At 66.4% G+C, this 21,497-nt stretch carries 22 protein-coding genes; 10 read left to right on the plus strand and 12 right to left on the minus strand.

Translation table 11 applies throughout. The features are described from left to right. Positions 1–18: 18 nt before the first annotated feature. From A6723_RS07225 to A6723_RS07245, 5 genes are all read right to left on the minus strand, one after another. Positions 19–993: a FecR domain-containing protein gene (locus A6723_RS07225; RefSeq protein WP_054908560.1), complete on the minus strand. Its 975-nt coding sequence runs from the start codon at positions 991–993 to the stop codon at positions 19–21. Further along, positions 990–1,523 (minus strand): sigma-70 family RNA polymerase sigma factor, encoded by a 534-nt coding sequence (locus A6723_RS07230; protein ID WP_054908561.1) that lies wholly within the window; start codon positions 1,521–1,523, stop codon positions 990–992. Before A6723_RS07230 ends, A6723_RS07225 begins: the two co-directional genes overlap by 4 nt. Positions 1,524–1,628: 105 nt before the next feature. After that, positions 1,629–2,534, minus strand: a complete 906-nt coding sequence (locus tag A6723_RS07235; RefSeq protein ID WP_054908562.1) for a LysR family transcriptional regulator — start codon at positions 2,532–2,534, stop codon at positions 1,629–1,631. Positions 2,535–2,615: 81 nt separating this feature from the next. Next, positions 2,616–3,389, minus strand: a complete 774-nt coding sequence (locus A6723_RS07240; RefSeq protein WP_054908563.1) for an SDR family oxidoreductase — start codon at positions 3,387–3,389, stop codon at positions 2,616–2,618. Positions 3,390–3,583: 194 nt separating this feature from the next. Continuing rightward, positions 3,584–5,506, minus strand: coding sequence for an alkyl/aryl-sulfatase (locus A6723_RS07245; protein ID WP_054908592.1), 1,923 nt, complete (start codon positions 5,504–5,506; stop codon positions 3,584–3,586). 800 nt (positions 5,507–6,306) lie between these two features. On the opposite strand from A6723_RS07245, the gene A6723_RS07250 reads away from it, so the two are divergent. Continuing rightward, the gene (locus tag A6723_RS07250) at positions 6,307–7,194 is read left to right on the plus strand and encodes a LysR substrate-binding domain-containing protein (RefSeq protein WP_054908564.1); all 888 of its coding nucleotides are present in this window, start codon (positions 6,307–6,309) and stop codon (positions 7,192–7,194) included. On the opposite strand, the gene A6723_RS31670 is transcribed toward A6723_RS07250, so the two are convergent. Then, on the minus strand, positions 7,169–7,369 hold the full coding sequence (locus tag A6723_RS31670) for a hypothetical protein (protein ID WP_139092928.1): 201 nt from the start codon (positions 7,367–7,369) through the stop codon (positions 7,169–7,171). The two genes, A6723_RS07250 and A6723_RS31670, sit on opposite strands and share 26 nt — an antisense overlap. Before the next feature lie 67 nt (positions 7,370–7,436). Here A6723_RS31670 and aguA point away from each other — a divergent pair, with 67 nt between their 5' ends. Beyond that, complete coding sequence (aguA, locus tag A6723_RS07255; protein WP_054908565.1) at positions 7,437–8,552, plus strand: agmatine deiminase; 1,116 nt, start codon at positions 7,437–7,439, stop codon at positions 8,550–8,552. A gap of 67 nt (positions 8,553–8,619) precedes the next feature. Here the strand turns inward: aguA and A6723_RS07260 are convergent, their stop codons facing one another. After that, positions 8,620–9,801 (minus strand): GGDEF domain-containing protein, encoded by a 1,182-nt coding sequence (locus tag A6723_RS07260; protein ID WP_054908566.1) that lies wholly within the window; start codon positions 9,799–9,801, stop codon positions 8,620–8,622. 217 nt (positions 9,802–10,018) lie between these two features. On the opposite strand from A6723_RS07260, the gene A6723_RS07265 reads away from it, so the two are divergent. Beyond that, a complete protein-coding gene (locus A6723_RS07265) occupies positions 10,019–10,282 on the plus strand; it encodes a hypothetical protein (protein WP_037015552.1) in 264 nt (87 codons plus the stop codon). A 155-nt stretch (positions 10,283–10,437) separates the two neighbouring features. Further along, positions 10,438–11,835: an oxygen-independent coproporphyrinogen III oxidase gene (gene hemN / locus A6723_RS07270; RefSeq protein ID WP_054908567.1), complete on the plus strand. Its 1,398-nt coding sequence runs from the start codon at positions 10,438–10,440 to the stop codon at positions 11,833–11,835. Between the two features lie 58 nt (positions 11,836–11,893). Here the strand turns inward: hemN and A6723_RS07275 are convergent, their stop codons facing one another. Beyond that, positions 11,894–13,282: an aldehyde dehydrogenase family protein gene (locus A6723_RS07275; protein WP_054908568.1), complete on the minus strand. Its 1,389-nt coding sequence runs from the start codon at positions 13,280–13,282 to the stop codon at positions 11,894–11,896. A gap of 106 nt (positions 13,283–13,388) precedes the next feature. Here A6723_RS07275 and A6723_RS07280 point away from each other — a divergent pair, with 106 nt between their 5' ends. After that, complete coding sequence (locus A6723_RS07280; RefSeq protein ID WP_054908569.1) at positions 13,389–14,288, plus strand: LysR family transcriptional regulator; 900 nt, start codon at positions 13,389–13,391, stop codon at positions 14,286–14,288. Here the strand turns inward: A6723_RS07280 and A6723_RS07285 are convergent. Both A6723_RS07285 and A6723_RS07290 read right to left on the minus strand, forming a co-directional pair. After that, positions 14,285–14,785, minus strand: coding sequence for a RimK/LysX family protein (locus tag A6723_RS07285; protein WP_054908593.1), 501 nt, complete (start codon positions 14,783–14,785; stop codon positions 14,285–14,287). The two genes, A6723_RS07280 and A6723_RS07285, sit on opposite strands and share 4 nt — an antisense overlap. Before the next feature lie 173 nt (positions 14,786–14,958). After that, on the minus strand, positions 14,959–15,735 hold the full coding sequence (locus tag A6723_RS07290) for a helix-turn-helix domain-containing protein (protein WP_054908570.1): 777 nt from the start codon (positions 15,733–15,735) through the stop codon (positions 14,959–14,961). Positions 15,736–15,878: 143 nt separating this feature from the next. Between A6723_RS07290 and A6723_RS07295 the strand changes: the two genes are divergently transcribed. Further along, entirely contained in the window at positions 15,879–16,232 is a 354-nt protein-coding gene (locus tag A6723_RS07295; protein ID WP_054908571.1) for a VOC family protein, read from the plus strand. On the opposite strand, the gene A6723_RS07300 is transcribed toward A6723_RS07295, so the two are convergent. Beyond that, positions 16,202–17,092 carry a LysR family transcriptional regulator gene (locus tag A6723_RS07300; protein WP_054908572.1) on the minus strand — a complete coding sequence of 297 codons (891 nt, stop codon included), beginning with the start codon at positions 17,090–17,092 and terminating at the stop codon, positions 16,202–16,204. The two genes, A6723_RS07295 and A6723_RS07300, sit on opposite strands and share 31 nt — an antisense overlap. 140 nt (positions 17,093–17,232) lie before the next feature. Here A6723_RS07300 and A6723_RS07305 point away from each other — a divergent pair, with 140 nt between their 5' ends. Together A6723_RS07305 and A6723_RS07310 are read left to right on the plus strand one after the other, a co-directional pair. Then, positions 17,233–18,765, plus strand: a complete 1,533-nt coding sequence (locus A6723_RS07305) for an MFS transporter (protein ID WP_054908573.1) — start codon at positions 17,233–17,235, stop codon at positions 18,763–18,765. A 153-nt stretch (positions 18,766–18,918) separates the two neighbouring features. After that, positions 18,919–19,173, plus strand: a complete 255-nt coding sequence (locus A6723_RS07310; protein WP_024763757.1) for a hypothetical protein — start codon at positions 18,919–18,921, stop codon at positions 19,171–19,173. A 29-nt stretch (positions 19,174–19,202) separates the two neighbouring features. On the opposite strand, the gene A6723_RS07315 is transcribed toward A6723_RS07310, so the two are convergent. Then, positions 19,203–19,784 carry a sugar O-acetyltransferase gene (locus tag A6723_RS07315; RefSeq protein WP_054908574.1) on the minus strand — a complete coding sequence of 194 codons (582 nt, stop codon included), beginning with the start codon at positions 19,782–19,784 and terminating at the stop codon, positions 19,203–19,205. Positions 19,785–19,983: 199 nt separating this feature from the next. Between A6723_RS07315 and A6723_RS07320 the strand changes: the two genes are divergently transcribed. Then, the gene (locus A6723_RS07320; RefSeq protein WP_054908575.1) at positions 19,984–20,841 is read left to right on the plus strand and encodes a MurR/RpiR family transcriptional regulator; all 858 of its coding nucleotides are present in this window, start codon (positions 19,984–19,986) and stop codon (positions 20,839–20,841) included. A 2-nt stretch (positions 20,842–20,843) separates the two neighbouring features. After that, positions 20,844–21,485 carry an isochorismatase family cysteine hydrolase gene (locus tag A6723_RS07325; protein ID WP_054908576.1) on the plus strand — a complete coding sequence of 214 codons (642 nt, stop codon included), beginning with the start codon at positions 20,844–20,846 and terminating at the stop codon, positions 21,483–21,485. Positions 21,486–21,497 lie beyond the last annotated feature (12 nt).

The raw sequence follows: 21,497 nt of genomic DNA on the forward strand, positions 1-21,497 counted from the left end.
GGGGCTCGACTCGGCCGCCTAGCGGCGCGGGACCACTGTCACCCACCAGTCAAAACGCCGCTGCACGCGCACCGGCAATGCTTCTTCGAGTTGCGCCAGGGCCTGGTCGGTATCGGCCAGCGGGAAGCTGCCCATGACGCGCAGCCGGGCCACCGCGGGGTCGACACCCAGGTGCCCACGCCGGTAGCCGCCCAGCTCCTCGATGAATTGCGCCAACGGCATGTCCTCGGCCAGCAGCAGGCCGCGGCTCCAGGCTTCGCGGCGGGCCTGGGCGCGCGTCACGGCGCCGGCTTCGCGGGCATCGAAGATGACGCCCTGGCCTGCCTTGAGGACGAGGCTGGCGCCACTGTCCTGCAGGGTGGTGCGCACCGCGCCCTGGTAGACGTTGAGCTGTGTGCGCGGGCCGAGCTCGCGCACGCTGAAGCGGGTGCCCAGCGGTTGCAGCAGGCCGGCACGGGTGCGTACCTGGAAGGGGCGGCTATCGCCGTGCCCGGTCTCGATCAACACTTCACCGGCGTACAGCACCAGCTCTCGGCGGCCGTCGTCGAAGTGCACGTCCAGCGCGCTGTCGCTGTTGAGCCAGAGTTGCGTGCCGTCGCTGAGCCGTTCGCTGCGGCGCTCGCCGATCGCCGTGCGGTACTGCGCGCGCCAGGCGTGCAGGCTGTCGATGGGGTTGGCGCGCCAGCCCAGCCAGCCGAACAGGCCGGCACCCGCCAGCACGCTGAACTGGCTGAGCAGCCGGCGGCGCGTCTGCTTGCCGTTGCGCAGGGTGGCCAGCGTGCGGTGTGCTGCGGGGCCTTGCTGCTGGATGCCGGCGAAGCGCTGGCTGATCCGTTCGATGTAGCTCCAGGCCAGGCGCTGCGCCTCGCCCTGGTCGAGCCAGCGGCGCCATTGGGCGTGCAGCTCGGCGTCGTTGGGCGCCTCCTGCAGGCGCGCGAACCAGTCGGCGGCGCTTTCCAGCGTGGCGTGGTCGAGGCCGGGTTTTGCGCTCATTGCAGCACTCCGTCGAGTTCCGCTTCGAGCAGGGCGCACTGGAACATGGCCTGGGCGATGTACTTGGTCACGCTGCGCACGGAAACGCCCAGCTCCTCGGCGATTTCCCGGTAGCCCAGGCCGTGCAGTTGCGACAGGCTGAAGGCGGCGGCGACCTTGGGGGGCAGGCGCTCCAGCAGGTCCTGCAGCTGGCCGAGGGTTTCGAGGATGATCGCCTGGTGTTCCTGGGACGGCCAATGGCTTTCCGGCACCTGCGCCAGGGCTTCGAGCCAGGCCTTTTCCAGTTGCTTGCGGCGCCAGAAGTCGACGCACAGGTGCAGCGAGATACGGCTCAGGTAGGCGCGGGCGTGCACGTCGCTCTCGAACTCCCGCGGCTGCGCCAGCAGGCGTACGAACACGTCCTGGGCCAGTTCGGCGGCGTCGCTGGCGTTGCCCAGGCGGCGGTTGATCCATTGCTGGATCCAGCCGTGGTTCTCGCGATAGAGGCTGGCCACTTGGGCGTGGTGGGCGCAGGCGATGGGTCGTGTCATGGGAGGCCGGGCGAGAATCCATGCAAATGCGAATTATTATCAAAATAACCGAATGCCCGGCCTCAGGGCAATCCTCAGGGCAATAGCGCTGCGCAGGTAATCTCTTCAGGGCGCCAAAAAGGGCTGCATCTGCGCGCCGAACCAGTCGAGGAATACCCCCAGCCGCCGCGAGCGCTGGCGACGGTTGGGGTAGAGCATCGATACCGGCATGGGAGCGGGCCGGTGTCCGGGCAGGACTTCCACCAGTGCGCCGGCATCGAGCAGGTGCTGCACGTCGAACAGCGGCACCTGGATCAGGCCGAGCCCGGCGCAGCAGCTGGCGATATAGCTCTCGACATTGTTGACGATGACCCGGCTGGACAGCTCGATGCTGTGTTCGCGGCCCTCGTCGATGTACTCCCAAGGCCACGCCTGGCCGCCGGTGGACGGGCTGTAGCCGATGGCCTGGTGGCCCTTGCGCAGGTCGTCCAGGTGGCGTGGCACGCCGTGCTCGGCGAGATAGGCGGGGCTCGCGCAGTTGACCAGCAGCACCTGCCCCAGCGGTTTCACCACCAGGCTGCTGCTGGCCAGCCGGCCGAAGCGGATGACGCAGTCGACGCCTTCGCTCACCGGGTCGATGAGCCGGTCGGTGGAGCCCAGCCCCAGTTGCAGGCGCGGGTACTGGCGGAGAAATTCCGGCAGGGCGGGAATCAGCAGGCGCCGGGCGATGCGGCTGGGCACGTCGACATCCAGGCGCCCGCTGATCTGTTGCGGGTGCGTCTGGAACAGTTGGTCGACCTCGTCGTACTCATGCAGCAACTGTCGGGCTCGCTCCAGCAATTGCAGGCCATCCGCCGTCAGGCTGACCTTGCGCGTGGTGCGATGCAGCAGGCGCGTGCCGACGCCGGCTTCCAGTTGCTGGACGGCAGCGGACACCGTCGCGCGGGGCAGCTTGAGCACCCGCGAGGCCTGGATGAAGCTGCCCAGTTCGGCGACCTGGATGAAGATGCGGTACTGCTCGATGCGCTCCATGGCACCTCGGGGGGGCAATCCGACGCCAGCCTGGCGCGGGGACGCCGGAGCGGCGGCCAGGGCCGGTCCGGCGTCACGGGGTTACTTGGTGGTATAGCCGCCATTGATCAGCAGCGTCTGCCCGGTGATCCACCAGCCGTCGCTGACCAGGTGGCGGATGAAGGGCACCACGTCCTCGATATCGGTCAGGCCGGTCTTCGAGAAGGGTGACAGGGCGGCGGCGGTCTTGTGGTAGTTCACCGCGTCCTGGCCTTCGGCCGGGTAGAAGAACGGCGTGTCCATCGGCCCCGGGCCCACGGCGGTGACGGAGATACCGCGTTCGCCCAGCTCCTTGGCGGCGGCGCGGGTGAAGTGCTCCACCGGTGCTTTGCCTCCGGCATAGGCGGCATAGAAGGGCGTGAAGGCGCCCAGCAGCGAGGTGACGATGGTGCAGATCTTGCCGTTGTCGTTGAGGTGCTTGCCGGCTTCCTTGATGAAGAAGAACGCCGACTTGGCGTTCACCGCCATCATCTCGTCGTACTCGGCTTCGCTGATCTCGGCCATGGGTTTCTTCAGCACCTTGCCGACGGTGTTGATGGCGATGTCCGGCTTGCCGACGGCAGCGAGTGCATCGGCGAAGAGCTTCTCCACCGCGCCGGCGCGGGTGAGGTCGGCTTGCAGGGCGACGGCCCTGGCGCCCAGTTCCTGCAGCGCGGCAACGGTCTTGTCGGCCTCGGCCTTGCTCGAGGCGCTGTTGTAATGCACCGCCACGGCGGCGGCTCCCTGTGCGGCGAGGTCACGGGCGATGAGCCCGCCGAGGTTCTTCGCTCCTCCGGCGATGAGTACCACTTTTCCCTTGATCGAATGGTCGGCCATGCTGGTCAGTCCTGCTGGGTTGAAGGCAAGCCTGAGTCTAGTGGGGCAGGCGACGAAGATAATTCCGTGGTGATGGGATGGACTGTCCAGGCGCGCTGGACAATCGTGGCCCACGGTTTTGGCGAGGGGCCGCGGCGCGTGACGCAAAAAAACAGGCCGGCGGTGGTGCCGCCGGCCTGCCTGTTGCGGCCCGATCAGGGCGTGACGATGTTGAACCAGAAGTCGAAGTTGTCCATGTAGCTCATCAGCTCGTCCAGCTTGCCCTGGTCGCCCTGCACCTTGAGCTCGCCCGATCCTTCCGCGTCCTTCAGCGTGGTCTGCTTGAGCATCAGCTTGTTCAGGGTGTCGCGGGTCAGGGTGATGGTGGCGTCGGCATCTTTCGCCTGCGCGCCTTCGGTGTGGTTGAGCACGCCGTTGACCATCTCCAGGGTGTACTTCTGCTTCAGGTCGGTGAAGTCGAAGTTGAGGGTGATGTGCTTGTCCGCGACTTCAGGCCCTTTCAGGCGCATGGCCAGGTAGTCGAAGAACAGGTCCAGGTCCATCGCCTTGACGGTATCGGGGCTGGCGGTGTCCGGGGTCGGCAGCTTCTGTACGCCGTTGCGCAACTCTTGCGCGCCGGTCAGGTAGAAGTTGCGCCACGGGCCGCTCTCGGCCTGGTAGCCGAGCTGTTCCAGTGCATCGGCCTGCAGGTTCTTCGCCGCCTGGTTGTTCGGGTCGGCGAAGACCACGTGGTTGACCACCTCGGCCACCCAGCGGAAGTCACCCTTGTCGTAGTACTCCTTGGCTTTCTTCAGCACGGCGTCGGCGCCGCCCATCATGTCGACGTAGCGCTTGGCTTCCTCTTCGGGCGGCAGTTCCCAAAGGGTGGCGGGGTTGCCGATGAACCAGCCCAGGTAGAGCACGTAGGTGGCCTTGACGTTATGGTTCAGCGAGCCGTAGTAGCCACGGTTGGAGAAGCGATCGGCGATGCCCTTGGGCAGTTTCACCTGCTCGGCGATCTCGGTCATGGTCAGGCCCTTGTTGGCCAGGCGCAGGGTCTCGTCGTTGATGTAGCGGTACATGTCGCGCTGCGAGGAAAGCTGGTCGCGCACTTCCTTGTTGCCCCAGATCGGCCAGTGGTGCATGGCGTACATCACCTGCACGTCGTCGCCCCACATCTTCAGCGCCTCGTTGAGGTACTTCGACCAGGGCAGCGGCTCACGGATCTTCGCGCCGCGCAGCGAGTAGGTGTTGTGCAGGGTGTGGGTGGAGTCCTCGGCGGTGTTGAGGGCCTTCTTCTCCTTGATGTAGTACATCATCTCGGCCGGCGCCTCGCTGCCCGGCGCGTAGAGGAACTCGTAGGTGAGGCCGTCGATGACGCGCTTCTCGCCGGTCTTGGAGATGATGTCGGTCGGCGGGATCAGGGTCACGGTACCGGCGGAGGTGGTGGTGCCCAGGCCGGCGCCGAGCTGGCCGGTTTCGCTGGGCGGCAGCAGGTTGCCATACATGTAGCTGGCGCGGCGGCTCATCGCGGTGCCGGCCATGACGTTCTCCGCCACGGCGTGTTCGAGGAAGCCCAGCGGCGCGTAGATCTTCACCTTGCCGGCCTTCACGTCCTTCTCGTCGACCACGCCGCGCACGCCGCCGTAGTGGTCGACGTGGCTGTGGGTGTAGATCACCGCGACCACCGGTTTTTTCGGCCGGTGCGCGTAGTAGAGGTCGAGCGCTGCCTTGGCGGTCTCGCTGGAGATCAGCGGGTCGAAGATGGTGATGCCGCTCTTGCCTTCGACGATGGTCATGTTCGACAGGTCGTAGTTGCGCACCTGGTAGATGCCGTCGGTGACTTCGAACAGGCCGGAGATGTTGATCAGCTGCGATTGCCGCCACAGGCTGGGGTTGGTGGTGGCCGGCGCGGCTTCTCCTTCCTTGATGAAGTTGTACTTGGCCGGGTCCCAGATCATGTTGCCCTTTTCGCCTTTGATCGGCTCGGTGGGCAGGGGCGCGATGAATCCCTTGTGAGCCAGTTCGAACGAGGTCTTGTCGTTGAACGGCAGCTCCTGGAGCAACGCGTCGTTGGCGGCCTTGGTGGCGTCGGTGGCCGGCTTGGGCGCTTCGGCAGCCCAGGCCTGTGTACTCATGGAAATGGCCGCAGCCAACAGGAACGATGAGCTGAATTTCCAGAGCCTGGCAGCTCCCTGGCCATCCATTGCATTCGAAGATTGCGCGATCAGTTTCATTTCAAGCTCCTTCTTGCTTGATGCGCTGTACCCTTCGAGGTAACTGCCAGCGAGTTTTGGGTGTTCACTGCATCGGGTTTCGGGGCCTCATGTGCGCTGCATAGGTGGGGCCGGGTTGCTCATCAGCATGCCGGGGCGCTGGCAAGGCACGCGCCTTCACGCCCGGCCTGGTCCATCCAGATGCCGGTCGCGGCGACCTTGCCGGAAAATAGGATACAAAGTGATGTCGCAATGGTGGCGCGGTCGATCCTCTTTGCGCCTGGTACGCATGCTGTCATCGAGCATCCCCTGCTGGTCCCTGACGGGCATTCACCGCCTGCGGGCAGTTGAATGGCATTCGTTGCGAATCCGGCCTGGAGACAGCTGGGCCTAGTCCCGTGCAGGATCCGTGCGTGCAGATGAGCCTAGATAGCGATACGGGATATGCAACCGGGTTTTTGCTGCGAGACGCGATCAATGTGCCCTGCACGACACAACAGCGGGCACGAAGCGTATCCAATCTGCATGTTGCAACGGGCTGCGGTCGCGGCGTTGACGACGTTTCGCGGAATGCAGCGAGCTTTCGCGGAGTGGCGGCTGTCATGAATTGAATCACTTCCGCCACAGGCTGCGTTTCGCGAGGTGTTGCAAGGTTCTGCCTTGCATCGGGCCCGGCGTGTCGGTCAGCATGCCGGCCGCCTTTTCGAAAAGATGCTCCGCCCATGCGCCGCCTGCCTTCGCTTACCGCCCTGCGTACCTTTGAGTCCGCTGCCCGCCACGCGCACTTCGGCCGCGCCGCCGCCGAGCTGTGCGTCACCGACAGCGCGGTCAGCCACCAGATTCGCCAGCTGGAAGAGCAGTTGGGGGCGACACTGTTCGAGCGCCAGGGTCGCCAGGTGCAGCCCACTCCCCAGGCACGACGCCTGCTGCACAGCCTGCAACAGGCCTTCGAGCTGATCGGCACGGCGTGCGATGAGCTGCGCGATCCCGGGTCCCAGGCCCAGCTGCATGTGGCGGTGACGGTCGAGCTGGCGCAGAAGTGGCTGGTGGGCCGGCTGGCGGATTTCGCCGAACGCTACCCGGAGATCGTCCTGCACCTGCACGAACAGCCGCTGGAGGCAGCGGGGCCAGCCGCGGAGATCGACCTGGCGATCACCTACGGTACCGGCCCGGCAGACGCGAGCAGCTATTTCGTGCGGCCGTTGCCGACCCTGCAGTTCTTCCCGGTGTGCAGCCCCAGCCTGTTCAACCAGTCGCCGCTCAAGCATCCGCGTGACCTGGCGCGGCATTGCCTGCTGCACGACGACCAGGACGGCAAATCCTGGACTGCCTGGCTGACCACTCATGCCAGCGACATCCGCCCCAGCCGGCACGTCTACCTCGGCCACGCCGGGCTGACCATGGAGGCGGCGGTGCGCGGGCAGGGCGTGGCCATCGGCGACAACCTCACCAGCGCCGAGGACCTGGCCAGCGGCCGGCTGGTCCGGCCCTTCGCCGCGCAGATCACCTCCCTGGGGCAGTACGCCCTGGTCTGCGAGCGCCTGCGTCTGGAGAAGCCGGCGGTGGCGGACTTCATCGAGTGGTTTACCGATCAACTGGTTGATAGCTGATGCGGGTGGAGATCGCGTTGGAGCGGGCTCTGTTGGCGATCGACTGACCTCCGTTCCAGTACGCCAGGGAGCCGGGCGAGACCATCGCGGACGGCGTCCGCTCCTGCTTTGCATGGAAATTCATCGTTTTTGCAGATGAATGATGAATCCAGTTCAGGTATTCCGCGAAATTCATCAATGGTGTCCGCCGCTCCGGGTCGGCAACCTTGGGCCATTCCCCTCCCTGAATCCGGAGCGTCACGATGTCCCGTACCCACTCGACAATGCCCAAGGCGGACGGCTTCCGCCTGCCCGGTGAATTCGAACCCAAGGCCCGCTGCTGGCTGGGCTGGCCGGAGCGGCCGGACGTCTGGCGCAACGGCGGCAAGCCGGCGCAGAAGATCTGGGTCGAGGTGGTGACGGCCATCGCCAGCAGCGAGCCGGTCACCGTCTGCGCTTCCGCCGCGCAATACGCCAACGCCCGCCGCATGCTGCCCGAGCAGGTGCGGGTGGTGGAAATGACCTGCAACGACACCTGGTTCCGCGACAGTGGCCCGGCCTTCCTGGTCAATGACGAAACCGGCGAGATGCGTGGCGTGGACTTCCAGTTCAACGCCTACGGTGGTCTCGACGGCGGCCTCTACTACCCCTGGGACAAGGACGACCAGATCGCGCAGAAGATCCTCGAGATCGAAGGCTTCGACCGCTATCGCGCGTCGATCATCGCCGAGATGGGCAGCATCCGCAGCGACGGTCAGGGCACCCTGCTGACCACCGAGCAGTGCCTGCTCAACCGCAACCGCAATGCCCACCTGGGCAAGGAGGAAGTCACCCGCCGGCTCTGCGACTACCTGGGCGCCGAGCAGGTGATCTGGCTGCCCCGTGGCTGCAAGTTCGACGAAACCGACGGCCACGTCGACGATCTTGCCTGCTTCGTGCGGCCCGGCGTGGTGGTGATGCAGTGGACCGACGACCGCGACGACCCGCAATGGGAGATTTATCAGGAGGCCTACGACGTGCTGCGCAGCGCCCGCGATGCCCGCGGCAATGCGCTGGAGGTGCACAAGTTGCCACAACCGCGGGTGCTGGAGTGGACCGCCGCCGAAGCCGAGGGGCTGGACCAGGTCGATGGCAGTTTTGATCGCCAGGAAGGCACGAAGATCTGCGCCTCCTACATCAACTTCTATACCGGCAATTCCGCCATCGTCATGCCGTTCTTCAACGACCCCAACGACCGCATTGCCCAGGGCGTGCTGGCCGAGCTGTTCCCGGAGAAGCGCGTGATCGGCATCGACAACTCGCGGGAAATCCTCCTGGGCGGCGGCAACATCGGCTGCATCACCATGCCCCAGTACGCGGTGTCGGTGCGCCGCAGCTGAGTCGTTTCAGGGGAACGCCACAGTGCTTGCGCAGCTGTGGCGCTGGGGCCTGATCCTGCTCCGCACATCAGCCCAGCCGCAGCGGATCGCCACCAGCCAGGGTGCGGTCCATCAGGCGGATGCTGTCGCGGCCGCCGCGCTTGGATTCATAGAGCGCGGCGTCGCCTTGTTCGATCAGCGCGGCGAGGCTGGCCGGCGGCTGGTCGAACAGGTTGGCGCCGATGCTCAGGGTGACCGCCTGGGGCGTGGCAAAGTTCTGCGTGGCAGTGGCCTGGAACTGCTCGCGCAGCTTGTTGGCCAGCGCCATCACCTGCTCGCCGCCGACATTGCTCAGCAGGATGACGAACTCGTCGCCACCCAGGCGCGCCGCCACGGCCCGCTCGGGGAGTGCCGCGCGGATCATCTCGCTGAGCGCCTCCAGCAGGCGGTCGCCGGCGGTGTGCCCGTGCAGGTCGTTGACCTGCTTGAAGTTGTCGATGTCGATCAGCAGCAACGCGCCGGGGCGTTCGGGGGAGATTTCCTCGAACACGCGGGGCGCGCGCATTTCCAGGGCCCGGCGGTTGTACAGGGCGGTCAGCGGGTCGCGCGCGGCGAGGCGGGCGATGCGCTTTTCGCGGCGGTAGCGTTCGGTGCCGGTCATCGACAGGGCGATCAGCATGATCGCCATGGCGCCCTCGACCAGGGATATCTGGATAATCTCGCCACGGAAGGCGGCGAGGTCGATCAGCGTGCCGGGGATGATCACGGTCGCGCCCTTGGCCAGGTAGAAGGCGCCATGCACCAGCATCACGTAGCGCAACTGCACCGCGCCCACGCTCAGGGACTTGCCGTGGGGCCGCAACAGGTAGCTGGCGCGCAGGGAGAGCAGGGCGACCAGCCAGGAATTGGCCAGCAGCATGAGCTTGGACCACAGCGGGCCGCCGTCGGGCAGCGCCAGCAGCGCTATCCAGGTGAGCGGAACGAGCAGCCAGCCCCGTGACAGCCGTGCTTCGGTGAACTTCGCCACCCCGCTGAGGAAGAACCAGTGCGCGAGCACCAGCAGGCCGTTGGCGAACCAGATGCCGACCAGCAGATAGCCGCTCATGCGCAGCAACGCGAGGGTGGAACCGAGGGTGATGGTGGCGAAACCGGCGCTCCAATAGAGCAGCGAGCGTTCGCGCACGCTGCGCCATTCGATGGCCAGATACAGCGCTGCGGCCGCCGCTAGGGCGACCGAAATAGTCAACATGGTGGGTGGATCGAGCGCCATTTCCTGAACCGTACTGCACTTGCGGTAAAAAACGTGATTGTAAGCGCCCTTGCTGGTTTTCCGGTATGTCAGCCGGTGCTTCCGGTCGGGTTTGCCCTCCGTTCTGTCGCGTCTGGAAAGCGCTTCTTCCGCTTTTGTCGCATTGCCGAAGCGGCCACTGGCCATCAGACTGTGCGGATTCGTGAGTATTCGCTGTGGGGCTGGGAGGCCCGAAGCCATGGAAAAGCCGACACGCCGGCGCTGGAGTCCGCTCTGGTTCCTGATCGTCGCCGCCAGCTACCTGATTGCGATCCTGTTCACCGTGGCCCTGGCGGGGCTGGGATGGATCCTCTTCTCCGGCGGGCTGGACATGACGGTGGTGAAGGAGCGCCGCTACCTGCTGCTGGGCAGTGGCGGGTTGATGCTGGTGGTGTCGGCCTACATCCTGTTGATGTCGATTCCCACGAGCTTCCTCTCGACCATCCGCCGCGACGGCTCCTGATTCTGCGCCAGCGGTCGGACACTGGCGTGAGAGTGCTGCGATATGCCTGACTGGATGGAAGTCTTGATCCTGCGCAGGGAGCGCTCCCGCGGGCAGGTGTAAGGTTGCCGCGCGACTCGCAGCGTCAGACTGCCAGCGCCTCAGGAGCCCGTGTCATGCCCGAATCGATGAGTTTCAACCGCGCGCTGGTGGAGAAGTACGACCGTCCCGGCCCGCGCTATACCTCCTATCCCACCGCGCCGCAGTTCCATGGCGCCTTCGCCGCCGACGACTATCGGGCGGCCGCCCAGCGCAGCAACCAGCGCGGCAACGAGAGCGCGGCCAAGCCGCTGTCGGTGTACATCCACATCCCGTTCTGCAAGAGCCTCTGCTACTACTGCGCCTGCAACAAGATCATCACCCAGAAGACCCACCGCGCCGTGGAGTACCTGGAGTACCTCAAGCGCGAGATCGCCCTGCAGGCAGCGCTGTTCGACGGGGCGCGCAAGCTCACCCAGCTGCATCTGGGCGGCGGCACGCCGACCTACCTGACCAGCGAGCAGCTGGGCGAGGTAATGGACAGCCTGCGCGAGCATTTCAACCTCGACGAGAGCGATGCCCACGAGTTCTCCATCGAGGTCGACCCGCGCACCATCAGCCGCGAACGAATCGCCGAGCTGCGCGCCCAGGGCTTCAACCGCCTGAGTTTCGGCGTGCAGGATTTCGACGAGCAGGTGCAGCAGGCGGTCAACCGCGTACAGAGCGAGCAGCAGGTCTTCGACCTGGTACAGGCGGCCCGCGAGGCGCGTTTCAAGTCGGTGTCGGTGGACCTGATCTACGGCCTGCCGCTGCAAACGGTGGAGAGTTTCGACACCACGCTGAGCAAGATCATCGCCCTGCGCCCGGACCGCATCGCCGCCTACAGCTATGCCCATCTCCCGGAGCGGGTACGCGCGCAACGGCTGATCCGCCGCGAGGACATGCCGCCACCCGAGCGCAAGCTGGAGCTGCTGGAACTGACCATCCAGCGGCTGACCGAGGCGGGCTACGTCTATATCGGCATGGACCACTTTGCCCTGCCGGACGACGAGCTCACGGTTGCACGCAACAACGGCACCCTGCAGCGCAACTTCCAGGGTTACTCGACCCACGCCGACTGTGACCTGATTGCCCTGGGCGTGTCGTCCATCAGCAAGGTCGGCGATACCTACGGGCAGAACGTGAAGGAGCTGTCGCAGTATTACGCGCGGCTCGACCAGGGCCTGCTGCCGGTGCACAAGGGCTACCGCCTGACTGACGACGACTGTCTGCGTCGCGAGGTGATCAGCGCGCTGATGTGCCATGGCCGGGTGGATTACGCGCCGCTGGAGGAGAGCCACGGCATTCGTTTTGACGAGTACTTCGAAGGGGCGTTGCGGCAGTTGCAGGAGCAGGTTGGCGACGGCCTGATCGAACTGCACGACGATGCGCTGGTGCTGCTGCCCCAGGGGCAACTGATGATGCGCAGCGTGGCCATGGCCTTCGATGCCTACCTGGGCGGCGGGCAGCAGGAGCGTTTCTCGCGCACGATCTGATACCGCAGCCGGATGCAAAACGGCCCGCCTTCGAGGCGGGCCGTTGCGTTTTCAGCGCTTAGCGGCGGTCGACCCACACGGTCTGCGCGTTGCAGAACTCGCGTACGCCGAAGTGCGACAGTTCGCGACCGAAGCCGCTCTTCTTCACACCACCGAAGCCGACGCGGGGATCGCTGGCGCTGTAGCCATTGATGAACACGCCACCGACATCCAGCTCGGCGGTCATCTGCCGTGCGCGGGCGAGGTCGGCGGTGAACACCGTGGCAGTCAGGCCGAAATCGCTGTCGTTGGCCAGTTCCAGCGCATGACGGGCGTCCTTCGCGCGGATGATCGAGGCCACCGGGCCGAACAGCTCTTCGCGGAACGAAGTCATGTCCGGGGTGACGTCGGCCAGCACGGTGGGCTGGTAGAAGTTGCCTGCGCCGTCGACCTTGCCACCGCCCAGCAGCAGGGTGGCGCCTTCGGCCAGGGTGCGCTGCACCTGGTCGTCAAGCTCGTCGCGCAGGTCGAAGCGGGCCATCGGGCCAACGTAGGTCTGCGCCTGGGTCGGATCGCCCATCACCAGTTCGCGGGCGGCAGCGACGAAGCGCTCGGTGAAGACGTCGGCAATGCTGTCCTCGACGATGAAGCGCTTGGCTGCGGCGCAGACCTGCCCGGAGTTCTGGAAGCGCCCGGCGACGGCGGCCTTCACGGCGACATCGAGGTCGGCGTCGGCAAGCACGATAAAGGCGTCCGAGCCACCCAGTTCCAGCACGCACTTCTTCAGCGCAGCGCCCGCCTGGGAGCCGATGGCGGAGCCGGCGCGCACGCTGCCGGTGACGGTCACGGCGGCGATGCGGTCGTCGCGGATGGCCTGGGAGACCAGGTCGTTACCGACGTTGATCACCTCGAACACGCCTGCCGGGAAGTCCGCCTGCTGGAACGCCTGCAGCATCAGGTAGGCGCTGCCCATGACGTTCGGCGCATGCTTGAGCACATAGGTGTTGCCCGCCAGCAGCGCCGGCACCGCGCCACGCAGCACCTGCCAGATCGGGAAGTTCCACGGCATTACCGCGAGGATCGGGCCCAGCGGGCGGTATTCGATCCAGGCGCGCTCGTGCTCCACGCTGGTCGGCTCGGCGGCGAGCATCTGCGGACCATTGGCGGCGTACCAGTCGCACAGGCCGGCGCACTTTTCCACTTCGCCACGGGCCTGGGTGATCGGCTTGCCCATCTCGGCGGTGATGGTGGCAGCGAATGCGTCGGCATTGGCGCGCAGGGCCTGGCCGAGACGCACCAGGGCGGCGGCGCGCTGCTCGATGGGCGTGCGCTTCCAGCCGGCATAGCCTTGGGCTGCGCGGGCCAGGGCCTGCTCCAGGGCCTCGGCGGATTCGAAGGCGTAGCTGTCGATCACCTCGCCAGTGGCGGGGTTGCGGGAGATCGCGTGGGTCTGCGGGGTGACGTTCATGGCTCGCTCCTGAGGGTGAGTGGGCGGGATGGAGCCAGTGTCGCGTTGAATGATGCTTATGAAAACTGAATAATAATGACGATTACACTCTCGCTTGGAGAATGAAATGGATCTGGTCCAGCTGGAAATCTTCTGTGCCGTGGCGACCCACAAAAGCATCGCTGCCGCCGCCCAGGCCATGCACCGGGTGCCGTCCAACCTCACCACGCGGATCAAGCAGCTGGAAGCAGACCTGGGTGCCGACCTGTTCATCCGTGAGAACAATCGCCTGCGGCTGTCCCTGGCCGGGCACGACTTCCTCGTCTACGCCACGCGCATCCTCGGCCTGGTGGAGGAGGCGAGGGTGGTGGTCTCCGGCAAGGAGCCCACCGGGCGCTTTCCCATCGGCTCGCTGGAGAGCACCGCGGCGGTTCGCATCCCGCGCCTGCTGGCGCGCTACCACCAGCAGTACCCGAAGGTGGAGCTGGACCTTTCCACCGGGCCTTCGGGCGAGATGATCGACGGGGTGATCGCCGGCGAACTGATCGCGGCCTTCGTCGATGGGCCGATCAGGCATCCGGCGCTGGAGGGCGTGCCGGTGTTCGACGAGGAGATGCTGGTCGTCGCGCCGTCGCACCATGCGCCGATCCAGCGCGGCCAGGATGCCGATGGCGAGATGATCTACGTATTCCGCGACAACTGCTCCTATCGCCATCACTTCGAACGCTGGTTCGCCGCCGATGGTGCGGCGCCCGGCGCCATCCGCGAGCTGGAGTCCTACCACAGCATGCTCGCCTGCGTGAGCGCTGGTGGTGGCCTGGCAGTAATGCCGCGCAGCATGCTGAGCAACATGCCCGGCAGCGCCTCGGTCAGCGCCTGGCCCATGGCCGGCGACTTCGCCCGGCTGAACACCTGGCTGATCTGGCGCAGCGACTCGCGCTCGCGATCGCTGGAGCTGTTCCGCCAGTTGGTCGACGAGCAGGCGGTGGCGCTGGACATGGCGGGCGACTCGAACACCCAGGCCTAGTGCCGTGGCGATTGGGCGAAGGTGCGGCGGGTGTCTACCGGGCCGATGCGTGCCAGGGTGCGGCGCCCCAGCAGCAGCGGATAAAGCATGTCCTTGCGGTCGCGCAGGGAGAACTCCTCCACCAGCACCTGCTGGCCGATGCCTATCTCCATCGTCACCACCGGGCGGTGATCGACGCCGCCTGCGCCGCGCAACCGCACCCGGCGCACCAGCGGGCGTTCGAATTCCTGGCTGAAGGATTCGCCGGTTTCGCGGTTCCTGCCAACCACGCGAAACCGCACCCATTGCTGCGAAGCGCGGCGGAAGTAGCGGATGTCCCGTGCGTCCAGGGAAGAGGTGAGGGCGCCGGTATCCAGCTTGGCCTTCAAGGTTATCGCGCCAGGGTAGAGGCGTGCCTCCTCGATCCAGCCCGCCACGGGAAGCTGCTCGGAACGGGATTTCAGCGTGGCCGCGAAGGCCAGCACCAGCATGGCGAGCGAGAGAGAATTCAACTCCATGGTCATTCTCCGAGGGAATCGCGTGGCGGACGATTCCATGCTTGAGCTCGGAACGTTATGGCGGCGTTAAAGTGGGGTGGTCGGCGTGTGCATTTGATGGCATATGGCTATTTCCCGACGAGTGGGAGACCGGAGCCGACCACTCGGGTCGCTCATCGCGCCCGATCACAGGGTTAGGCGCTGCTCGCTGACGCCTGATAGCTGCTCGGTGCCACCCCAAGGCTGCGGCGGAACATGCTGGAAAAGGCACTCGGGCTGTCGTAGCCCAGCTCCAGGGCCACGCGCGTAACCGGCGTACCCGCGGAGAGGCGGGTGACGGCGGCGAGCAGGCAGGCCTGCTGGCGCCAGGCGCCGAAGGAGAGGCCGGTCTGCTGGCGGAACAGGCGACTGAAGGTGCGCGTGCTGCAGTGCAGCTCGGCGGCCCAGGCATCCGCTGTAATGCCGATGTCCGGCGCGCGCAGGAAGTCGCGGCACAGCTCTGCCAGGCGCGGGTGAGCCGGCAGCGGGGCGAACAGCGGCAGGCTCGGAGCCTGGCGCAGTTCATGGAGCAGCAGGCGCAGGAGGTCGCCGTCGCGGCCATCCTCGTCGTGCAGCGCCGGCACTTCGACACTGGCCAGCAGCAGCTCGTGCAGCAGCGGCGAAACGGTCAGCGCCTGGCACAGGAGGGTGTCGCGCACCGGCACCTGCGGGTCGATGTACAGGCTGCGGGTGCTGACCCCGCGCATCAGCACCCGGTGCCGCTTGCCGGCGGGAATCCACACACCGCTGTAGGGCGGGATTACCCAGGCGCCGTCCTCGGTCTCCACCTCCATCAGGCCGCTCATGCCATAGAGGAACTGCGCGCGCCGATGGGAGTGCGGCTGGAGCAGGGTGCCTAGCGGGTAGTCGGTACCGATGGCGAGTACGGCGCGGTCGACGTCGTCGACGCTGGCGAGGGGAATGTTGAGCATGGCGACGGGTTTGGCTGGGTTGCGATGATTATTCGTCAATCCGTGCAAAATGGCCAACGACGCTGCGGCTGACTGGCGCAACATGCTCTGCATAACGGAATTTGCCGTAGGATCAGGCGGTCATGACTTGCCAGGAGGCGACTATGGGTATTCGTGGAAACGACCGTCAGATCGACAACATCGAGTTCAACGTCAGCGATATCGCGCGCAGCAAGGCCTTCTACGGCAGCGCCTTCGGCTGGACCTTCACCGACTACGGCCCGACCTACAGCGAATTCAGCGACGGTCGCCTCACCGGCGGCCTCACCACCGGGGAACCGGTGCGCCCCGGCGGCCCGCTGGTCATTCTCTACGCCGATGACCTGGTGCAGGCCCAGGCCCGCCTGGAGGCCGCCGGCGCCACCATCAGCCGCGCCACATTTGCGTTCCCTGGCGGCCGGCGCTTCCATTTCATCGACCCGGACGGCTACGAGCTGGCGGTCTGGTCGGCGGACTGAGCCCGGACCTGCTCGATGTAGCGTCGGGCCACTGGTGATTTCTCGAAACGTCGGTGCAGCAGCGACAACCACGAGCGAGGCTGGCAATCGGCGAGCGGGCGGTAGTTGACCCGCGGCAACTGCACGCGGCGCACCACCGACTCGGGGACGATGGCGATGCCGCGGCCGAGCGAGACCAGTGCAATCACCGCGACCAGGCTGCCGGGCTGCTGGCCGAGGCGCGGAGAGAAGCCGCCTGCGCTGGCGACCTCCAGGGTGCCGGAGATCTGTTCGGGCAGGATGAAGGTTTCGTCGCTCAGGCGGGCGGCGCGAATCTCCGGCAGTTCGTTGAGGCGCGAGGCGGCGGGCAGGGCGAGGACGAAGCCTTCCTCCAGCAGCGCGATGGCTTCCAGCTCCTCCGGCAGGTTCATCGGCGAGCGGACGTAGGCGAGGTCGAGGACCCCGTCGCGTATTTGCGCCGGCAATTGCGCCATGGGCGCTTCGCTGATGTCGAGATCCACGCCCGGCGAGGTACGGGTGAATTGCTCGACATGCTGCTGCAGTACGCCGGAATAGGCCGCCGAGGCCACGTAGCCCACGCGCAGATGCCCGGTTTCACCCCGTCCGGCGCGCTGCGCGCCGAGTTGCGCCGCATCGAACTGGAGCACCGCCAGTTCGGCTTCACCCAGCAGCGCCTCGCCCGCAGCGGTCAAGCGCACCTCGCGTTGGCTGCGCTGGAACAGCAGTACGCCCAGTTCCTTCTCCATGTCCTGGATCTGTCGGCTGAGGGTTGGCGGGGCGATGCCCAGCTGTTCGGCCGCACGGGTGAAGTGGCCGTGGCGGGCGACACTGAGGAAGTAGCGGAAATGGCGGATTTCCATGTTCGTTAGTCGCAGGCTAATGACGAAGGCCGCCATGGCTAACCAGCCCGGCGCGCGTGGGCGTTACCGTGGGGCAACACTACAAGGCCGCAAGCGCCAGAGCAAAGAACGGCTGCGCGGCCGCCGCCGGAAGCCTTGCCATGTCTGAACGTCCCTCCGCTCGCTTCACCCTGCTGACCGCCTCGGCGGTGTGCTCGTTGATCATCCTCGACACCAACATCGTTGCCGTCTCGCTGCCCAGTATCGCCCGCGACCTGTCGGGTTCTTTTGCCGACATCGAGTGGGTGGTCAGCGCTTACCTGCTGGCCTTCGCCGCCTGCCTGCTGCCCGCTGGCAGCCTGGCCGACCGCTTCGGCCGGCGGCGCATGTTGCTGCTCGGGCTGGTGCTGTTCGGCGCGGCCTCGCTGGCCTGCGGGGCCGCGCCGAGCCTGCTGTTCCTGGACATTGCCCGTGCGGCCAAGGGCGTCGGCGCGGCCCTGTTGCTGACGTCGGCGCTGGCCGCCATCGGCCACCGCTTCCACGAGCCCGAAGAGCGCCTGCGGGCCTGGGCCTTCTGGGGCGCGTACATGGGCGCCACCATCACCTTCGCGCCGCTGCTGGGCGGGGTCATCTCCGCCACCCTGGGCTGGCGCTGGATCTTCTACCTGAACCTGCCGCTGGTGGCGCTGCTCGGGGGCATGGCGCTGCGCAGCATCGAGGAATCCCGCGACAGTGCCGCCGCGCGCCTCGACCCGCTGGGTAGCCTGACCTTCGCCGGTGGCCTGGGTTACCTGATCTGGGCGTTGATCGACGCCAATCGCGTCGGTTGGGACAGCCCGCCGACCCTCGCGCGCCTGCTGGTCAGCGCCGGCCTGCTGGGCCTCTTCGTGATGGTGGAGCGCAGCCAGGCGCGGCCGATGATCGATTTGCGGCTGATGCGCAGCGGGCGCTTCATCGGCGCCTTGCTCGGCATGTTCGCCTACGCCGCCTGCGCCCAGGTGATGATGACGCTGCTGCCGCTGTACCTGCAGAACGGCCTGCAGCTCTCGGCTGTCGCTGCGGGTGCCGGGATGCTGCCCTTCGCCGTCGCCATGCTTCTGACCCCGCGCCTGGGCATGCGCCTGAACAGCCGCTTCAGTCCGGCGCAGGTCTTCGCCCTGGGCCTGGTGCTGGTCGGCGCGGGCAACCTGCTTTGCGCACTGGCGGCCGGGCAGGGGGAGTACTTGCCGTTCGCCCTGGCCAGCCTGGTGCTGGGGGCCGGCGCCGGGCTGCTCAACGGCGATACGCAGAAGAACATCATGGCCTGCGTGCCCCGTGAGCGCACCGGCATGGCCTCGGGCCTGAGCACCACGACGCGCTTCGCCGCCATCGTGCTGGCCATCGGCATTCTCGGTGGCGTGCTGTCCGCACGCAGCGCCCAACTGCTGCGAGATGTACTGGCAACGGCGGCGCCCGCGCAGCTGGACAAGGCCACCGAGATGGCCACCCGTGCGGCGGCAGGCGATTTCAGTGCTGCGCTTTCGGTGATTGAGCCGGCACTGCGCGATGCGTTGGCACCCGCTGTGCGCCAGGCCTTCATCGGCGGGTTCGAGAGTGTGCTGCTGGTGGCGGGCATTGCGGCGCTGGTGTTTGCCGTGATGGTTGGCACGCTGCTTGGCCGGCCGATGCCGGTCCACGAGCCGGTGGCCGCTTGAAACGGCCGTTTGTCCGCTGGCGGGCAGGAGGGCGGTGGTTGCCGGAACTGTGGTTCGCCCGTCTGGGTCAGGAATCAGGGAGAGTGCGCGTTGTGCGCCTCGTCTCCGCCACTCAGCGCAGAACGGGCCATCCGCGGCCAAGGGGAGAACCGCATGCAGCAGTCAGTCGAGCCGGAATTCATGGCACCCAGTGAATACCTGACTTCCACCGGCGTCGCCGTGTTGATGTCGCCGCGTTACATCGCCCCCGGCAAGGTGGGCGAAGTGCTGCTGTCGCTGGCGAAGGTTCCCGCTGGCGTCTCGCCGCTGGACGTGGTGGTCGGCCCGTGGGAATCCCACGAAGAGGCGTTCCAGGCGTCCCACGATGCGGCAGAGCGCTGGGTCGAGCGCCTCGACCACGACGCCTGAGGAAGCGCCGCGCACCCTGGCCGTAGCCGTCAGCGGTAGCGCTGGCGGTCGGCCTCGGTGATCGGGCGAATCACGCGCGCCGGATTGCCGGCCGCCAGCACCCCTTCGGGAATGTCGCGCACCACCACGGCGCCAGCGCCGATCACGCTGTTCGCGCCGATGCTCACGCCGGGCAGGATGTTCACCCCCGCGCCGATCCACACGTTGTCGCCAATGCTCACCGGGTGCGCGTACTCCAGGCCCTGGTTGCGCCGCTCGGCGTCCAGCGGGTGGCCGGCGGTGTAGATGCCGACGTTGGGCGCAATGAACACATCATTGCCGATGCTGACCTTCGCGCCATCGAGGATCATCAGGTTGACGTTGGCGTAGAAGCGCGCGCCGATCTCGATGTTGAAGCCGTAGTCGCAGTGCAACGGGCCTTCGATGACGAATCCATCGCCAATGCTGCCAAACAGCCCTGTGAGAATCGCCTCGCGACGCTCGCGGTCGTCCGGGTGGCTGTGGTTGAAGTCGAAGAGTTTCGCCTTGGCCTCGGCGCGCTGGCGCAGCACCTGCGGGTCGTGATTGGCGTCGTAGAGCAGCCCGGCGGCAGCTTTTTCCAGCTCGTTCATCAAGGTTGATTCCTGGCGACTTTGAAGGCGTTCGACGTCCTGGCGAACGCACCGGTTCCTTTTGCGGAAAATGGCATGCGCGGCTCTGCTTCGAGCGGTCGATGGGCGTGCTCAGGTTTGGTAGTGAATACTACAGAAAATAGATATTGAAAGTTTCTGGAGCGCATTATACAAATTAGCCACAACAAGAGGCGCACCCATGCTCACACTCAAAGACCGCCTGAATACCCCGGAAGTCGAACTCACCAAGGCCGAGCGCAAAGTCCTGCGCGCCTTGCTCGACGACTACCCGCGCAGCGGCCTCGGGCCGATGTCGCGCCTCGCACGCCAGGCCGGCGTCAGCGATCCGAGCATCCTGCGGCTGGTGAAGAAGCTCGGCTTCAGTGGCTACAGCGACTTCCAGAATGCCCTGATGGCCGAGGTGGATGACCGCCTGCGTTCGCCGCGCACCCTGCTCGCCGGGCGCCGCGAAGGCATGAGTCGCGACGACGTCTGGTCCAATTACCTGAGCGACGCCAGCGAAGGCATCCAGCGCACCCTGGCCCTGACCCAGGCCGACGACGTGCGCCTGCTCGCTGACTGGCTGCTCGATCCCAAGCTGCGCGTCCTCTGCCATGGCGGCCGTTTCAGCCGCTTCGTCGCCGGCTACCTGGTGGCGCACCTGCGCATGCTGCGCAGCGGCTGCCTGCTGCTGGATGACGGCGCCGCGCTGCCCGACCAGTTGGGCGATATCGACCGCCAGACGCTGGTGGTGGTGTTCGACTACCGCCGCTACCAGGCCCAGGCGCTGGGCGTGACCCGTGCGGCCAAGGCCCGTGGCGCACGCGTGGTGCTGTTCACCGACATCTACGACTCGCCACTGCGCGAGTTCGCCGACCTGATCATCAGCGCCCCGGTGGAGTCCCCGTCGCCCTTCGACACCCTGGTGCCGACCATGGCCCAGGTCGAAGCGCTGATTGCCAGCCTGGTAGCGCGCATGGACGGCCAGCTCGACGAACGCCTGGAAGGCATCGACCACCTGAGAGCTGCCTTCGGCAGCCACATCCTTGAGGAATGACCGTGTTCAGCTTGCCCCACCACTCGCCCCGTGACCTGCCGTTCACCCCCGGCCAGACCGCCATCCTGTTCGTCGACATGCAGAACGCCTGGGTCATTCCCGGCCGCGATGCCCATGTCGATCCGCAGACGCACCGCTACTTCTACGACCGCGTCGAGGCGAGCGTGATACCCAACCAGCAGCGCCTGCTGGCGGCCATGCGCGAAGTCGACGGGGAAGTGCTGCACACCATCATCGAGAGCCTCACCGCCGATGGCCGCGACCGCTCGCTGGACCACAAGCTCTCCGACATGCACCTGCCCAAGGGCAGCCCGGACGCCCAGGTGATCGATGCGCTGGCGCCGCGGGAAAACGAGATCGTCCTGCCGAAGACATCCTCGGGCGTCTTCAACTCCACCGCCATCGACTACGTGCTGCGCAACCTCAATACCCGCCACCTGATCATCTGCGGCGTGGTCACCGACCAGTGCGTGGACATGGCCGTGCGCGACGCCGCCGACCGTGGCTACCTCGTCACCCTGGTGGAAGACGCCTGCGCCACCCACACCGCCGAACGCCACCAGGCCTGCCTGGAAGCGATCAAGGGTTACTGCTGGATCGCCGACACCGACAGCGTGCTGGCCCGCATCGCCGCGCTGGCCTGAGGCCGGGAGAAC

It is taken from the genome of Pseudomonas sp. AU11447 (assembly GCF_001672555.2).
In the GTDB taxonomy this organism is placed as follows: Bacteria; Pseudomonadota; Gammaproteobacteria; order Pseudomonadales; family Pseudomonadaceae; genus Pseudomonas; species Pseudomonas nitroreducens.

Coding starts and splice junctions, on each gene's coding strand:
- A6723_RS07225 (WP_054908560.1), bottom strand. CDS start 993: ATGAGCGCAAAACCCGGCCTCGACCACGCCACGCTGGAAAGCGCCGCC.
- A6723_RS07230 (WP_054908561.1), bottom strand. CDS start 1,523: ATGACACGACCCATCGCCTGCGCCCACCACGCCCAAGTGGCCAGCCTC.
- A6723_RS07235 (WP_054908562.1), bottom strand. CDS start 2,534: ATGGAGCGCATCGAGCAGTACCGCATCTTCATCCAGGTCGCCGAACTG.
- A6723_RS07240 (WP_054908563.1), bottom strand. CDS start 3,389: ATGGCCGACCATTCGATCAAGGGAAAAGTGGTACTCATCGCCGGAGGA.
- A6723_RS07245 (WP_054908592.1), bottom strand. CDS start 5,506: ATGAGTACACAGGCCTGGGCTGCCGAAGCGCCCAAGCCGGCCACCGAC.
- A6723_RS07250 (WP_054908564.1), top strand. CDS start 6,307: ATGCGCCGCCTGCCTTCGCTTACCGCCCTGCGTACCTTTGAGTCCGCT.
- A6723_RS31670 (WP_139092928.1), bottom strand. CDS start 7,369: ATGAATTTCGCGGAATACCTGAACTGGATTCATCATTCATCTGCAAAA.
- aguA (WP_054908565.1), top strand. CDS start 7,437: ATGTCCCGTACCCACTCGACAATGCCCAAGGCGGACGGCTTCCGCCTG.
- A6723_RS07260 (WP_054908566.1), bottom strand. CDS start 9,801: ATGGCGCTCGATCCACCCACCATGTTGACTATTTCGGTCGCCCTAGCG.
- A6723_RS07265 (WP_037015552.1), top strand. CDS start 10,019: ATGGAAAAGCCGACACGCCGGCGCTGGAGTCCGCTCTGGTTCCTGATC.
- hemN (WP_054908567.1), top strand. CDS start 10,438: ATGCCCGAATCGATGAGTTTCAACCGCGCGCTGGTGGAGAAGTACGAC.
- A6723_RS07275 (WP_054908568.1), bottom strand. CDS start 13,282: ATGAACGTCACCCCGCAGACCCACGCGATCTCCCGCAACCCCGCCACT.
- A6723_RS07280 (WP_054908569.1), top strand. CDS start 13,389: ATGGATCTGGTCCAGCTGGAAATCTTCTGTGCCGTGGCGACCCACAAA.
- A6723_RS07285 (WP_054908593.1), bottom strand. CDS start 14,785: ATGGAGTTGAATTCTCTCTCGCTCGCCATGCTGGTGCTGGCCTTCGCG.
- A6723_RS07290 (WP_054908570.1), bottom strand. CDS start 15,735: ATGCTCAACATTCCCCTCGCCAGCGTCGACGACGTCGACCGCGCCGTA.
- A6723_RS07295 (WP_054908571.1), top strand. CDS start 15,879: ATGGGTATTCGTGGAAACGACCGTCAGATCGACAACATCGAGTTCAAC.
- A6723_RS07300 (WP_054908572.1), bottom strand. CDS start 17,092: ATGGAAATCCGCCATTTCCGCTACTTCCTCAGTGTCGCCCGCCACGGC.
- A6723_RS07305 (WP_054908573.1), top strand. CDS start 17,233: ATGTCTGAACGTCCCTCCGCTCGCTTCACCCTGCTGACCGCCTCGGCG.
- A6723_RS07310 (WP_024763757.1), top strand. CDS start 18,919: ATGCAGCAGTCAGTCGAGCCGGAATTCATGGCACCCAGTGAATACCTG.
- A6723_RS07315 (WP_054908574.1), bottom strand. CDS start 19,784: ATGAACGAGCTGGAAAAAGCTGCCGCCGGGCTGCTCTACGACGCCAAT.
- A6723_RS07320 (WP_054908575.1), top strand. CDS start 19,984: ATGCTCACACTCAAAGACCGCCTGAATACCCCGGAAGTCGAACTCACC.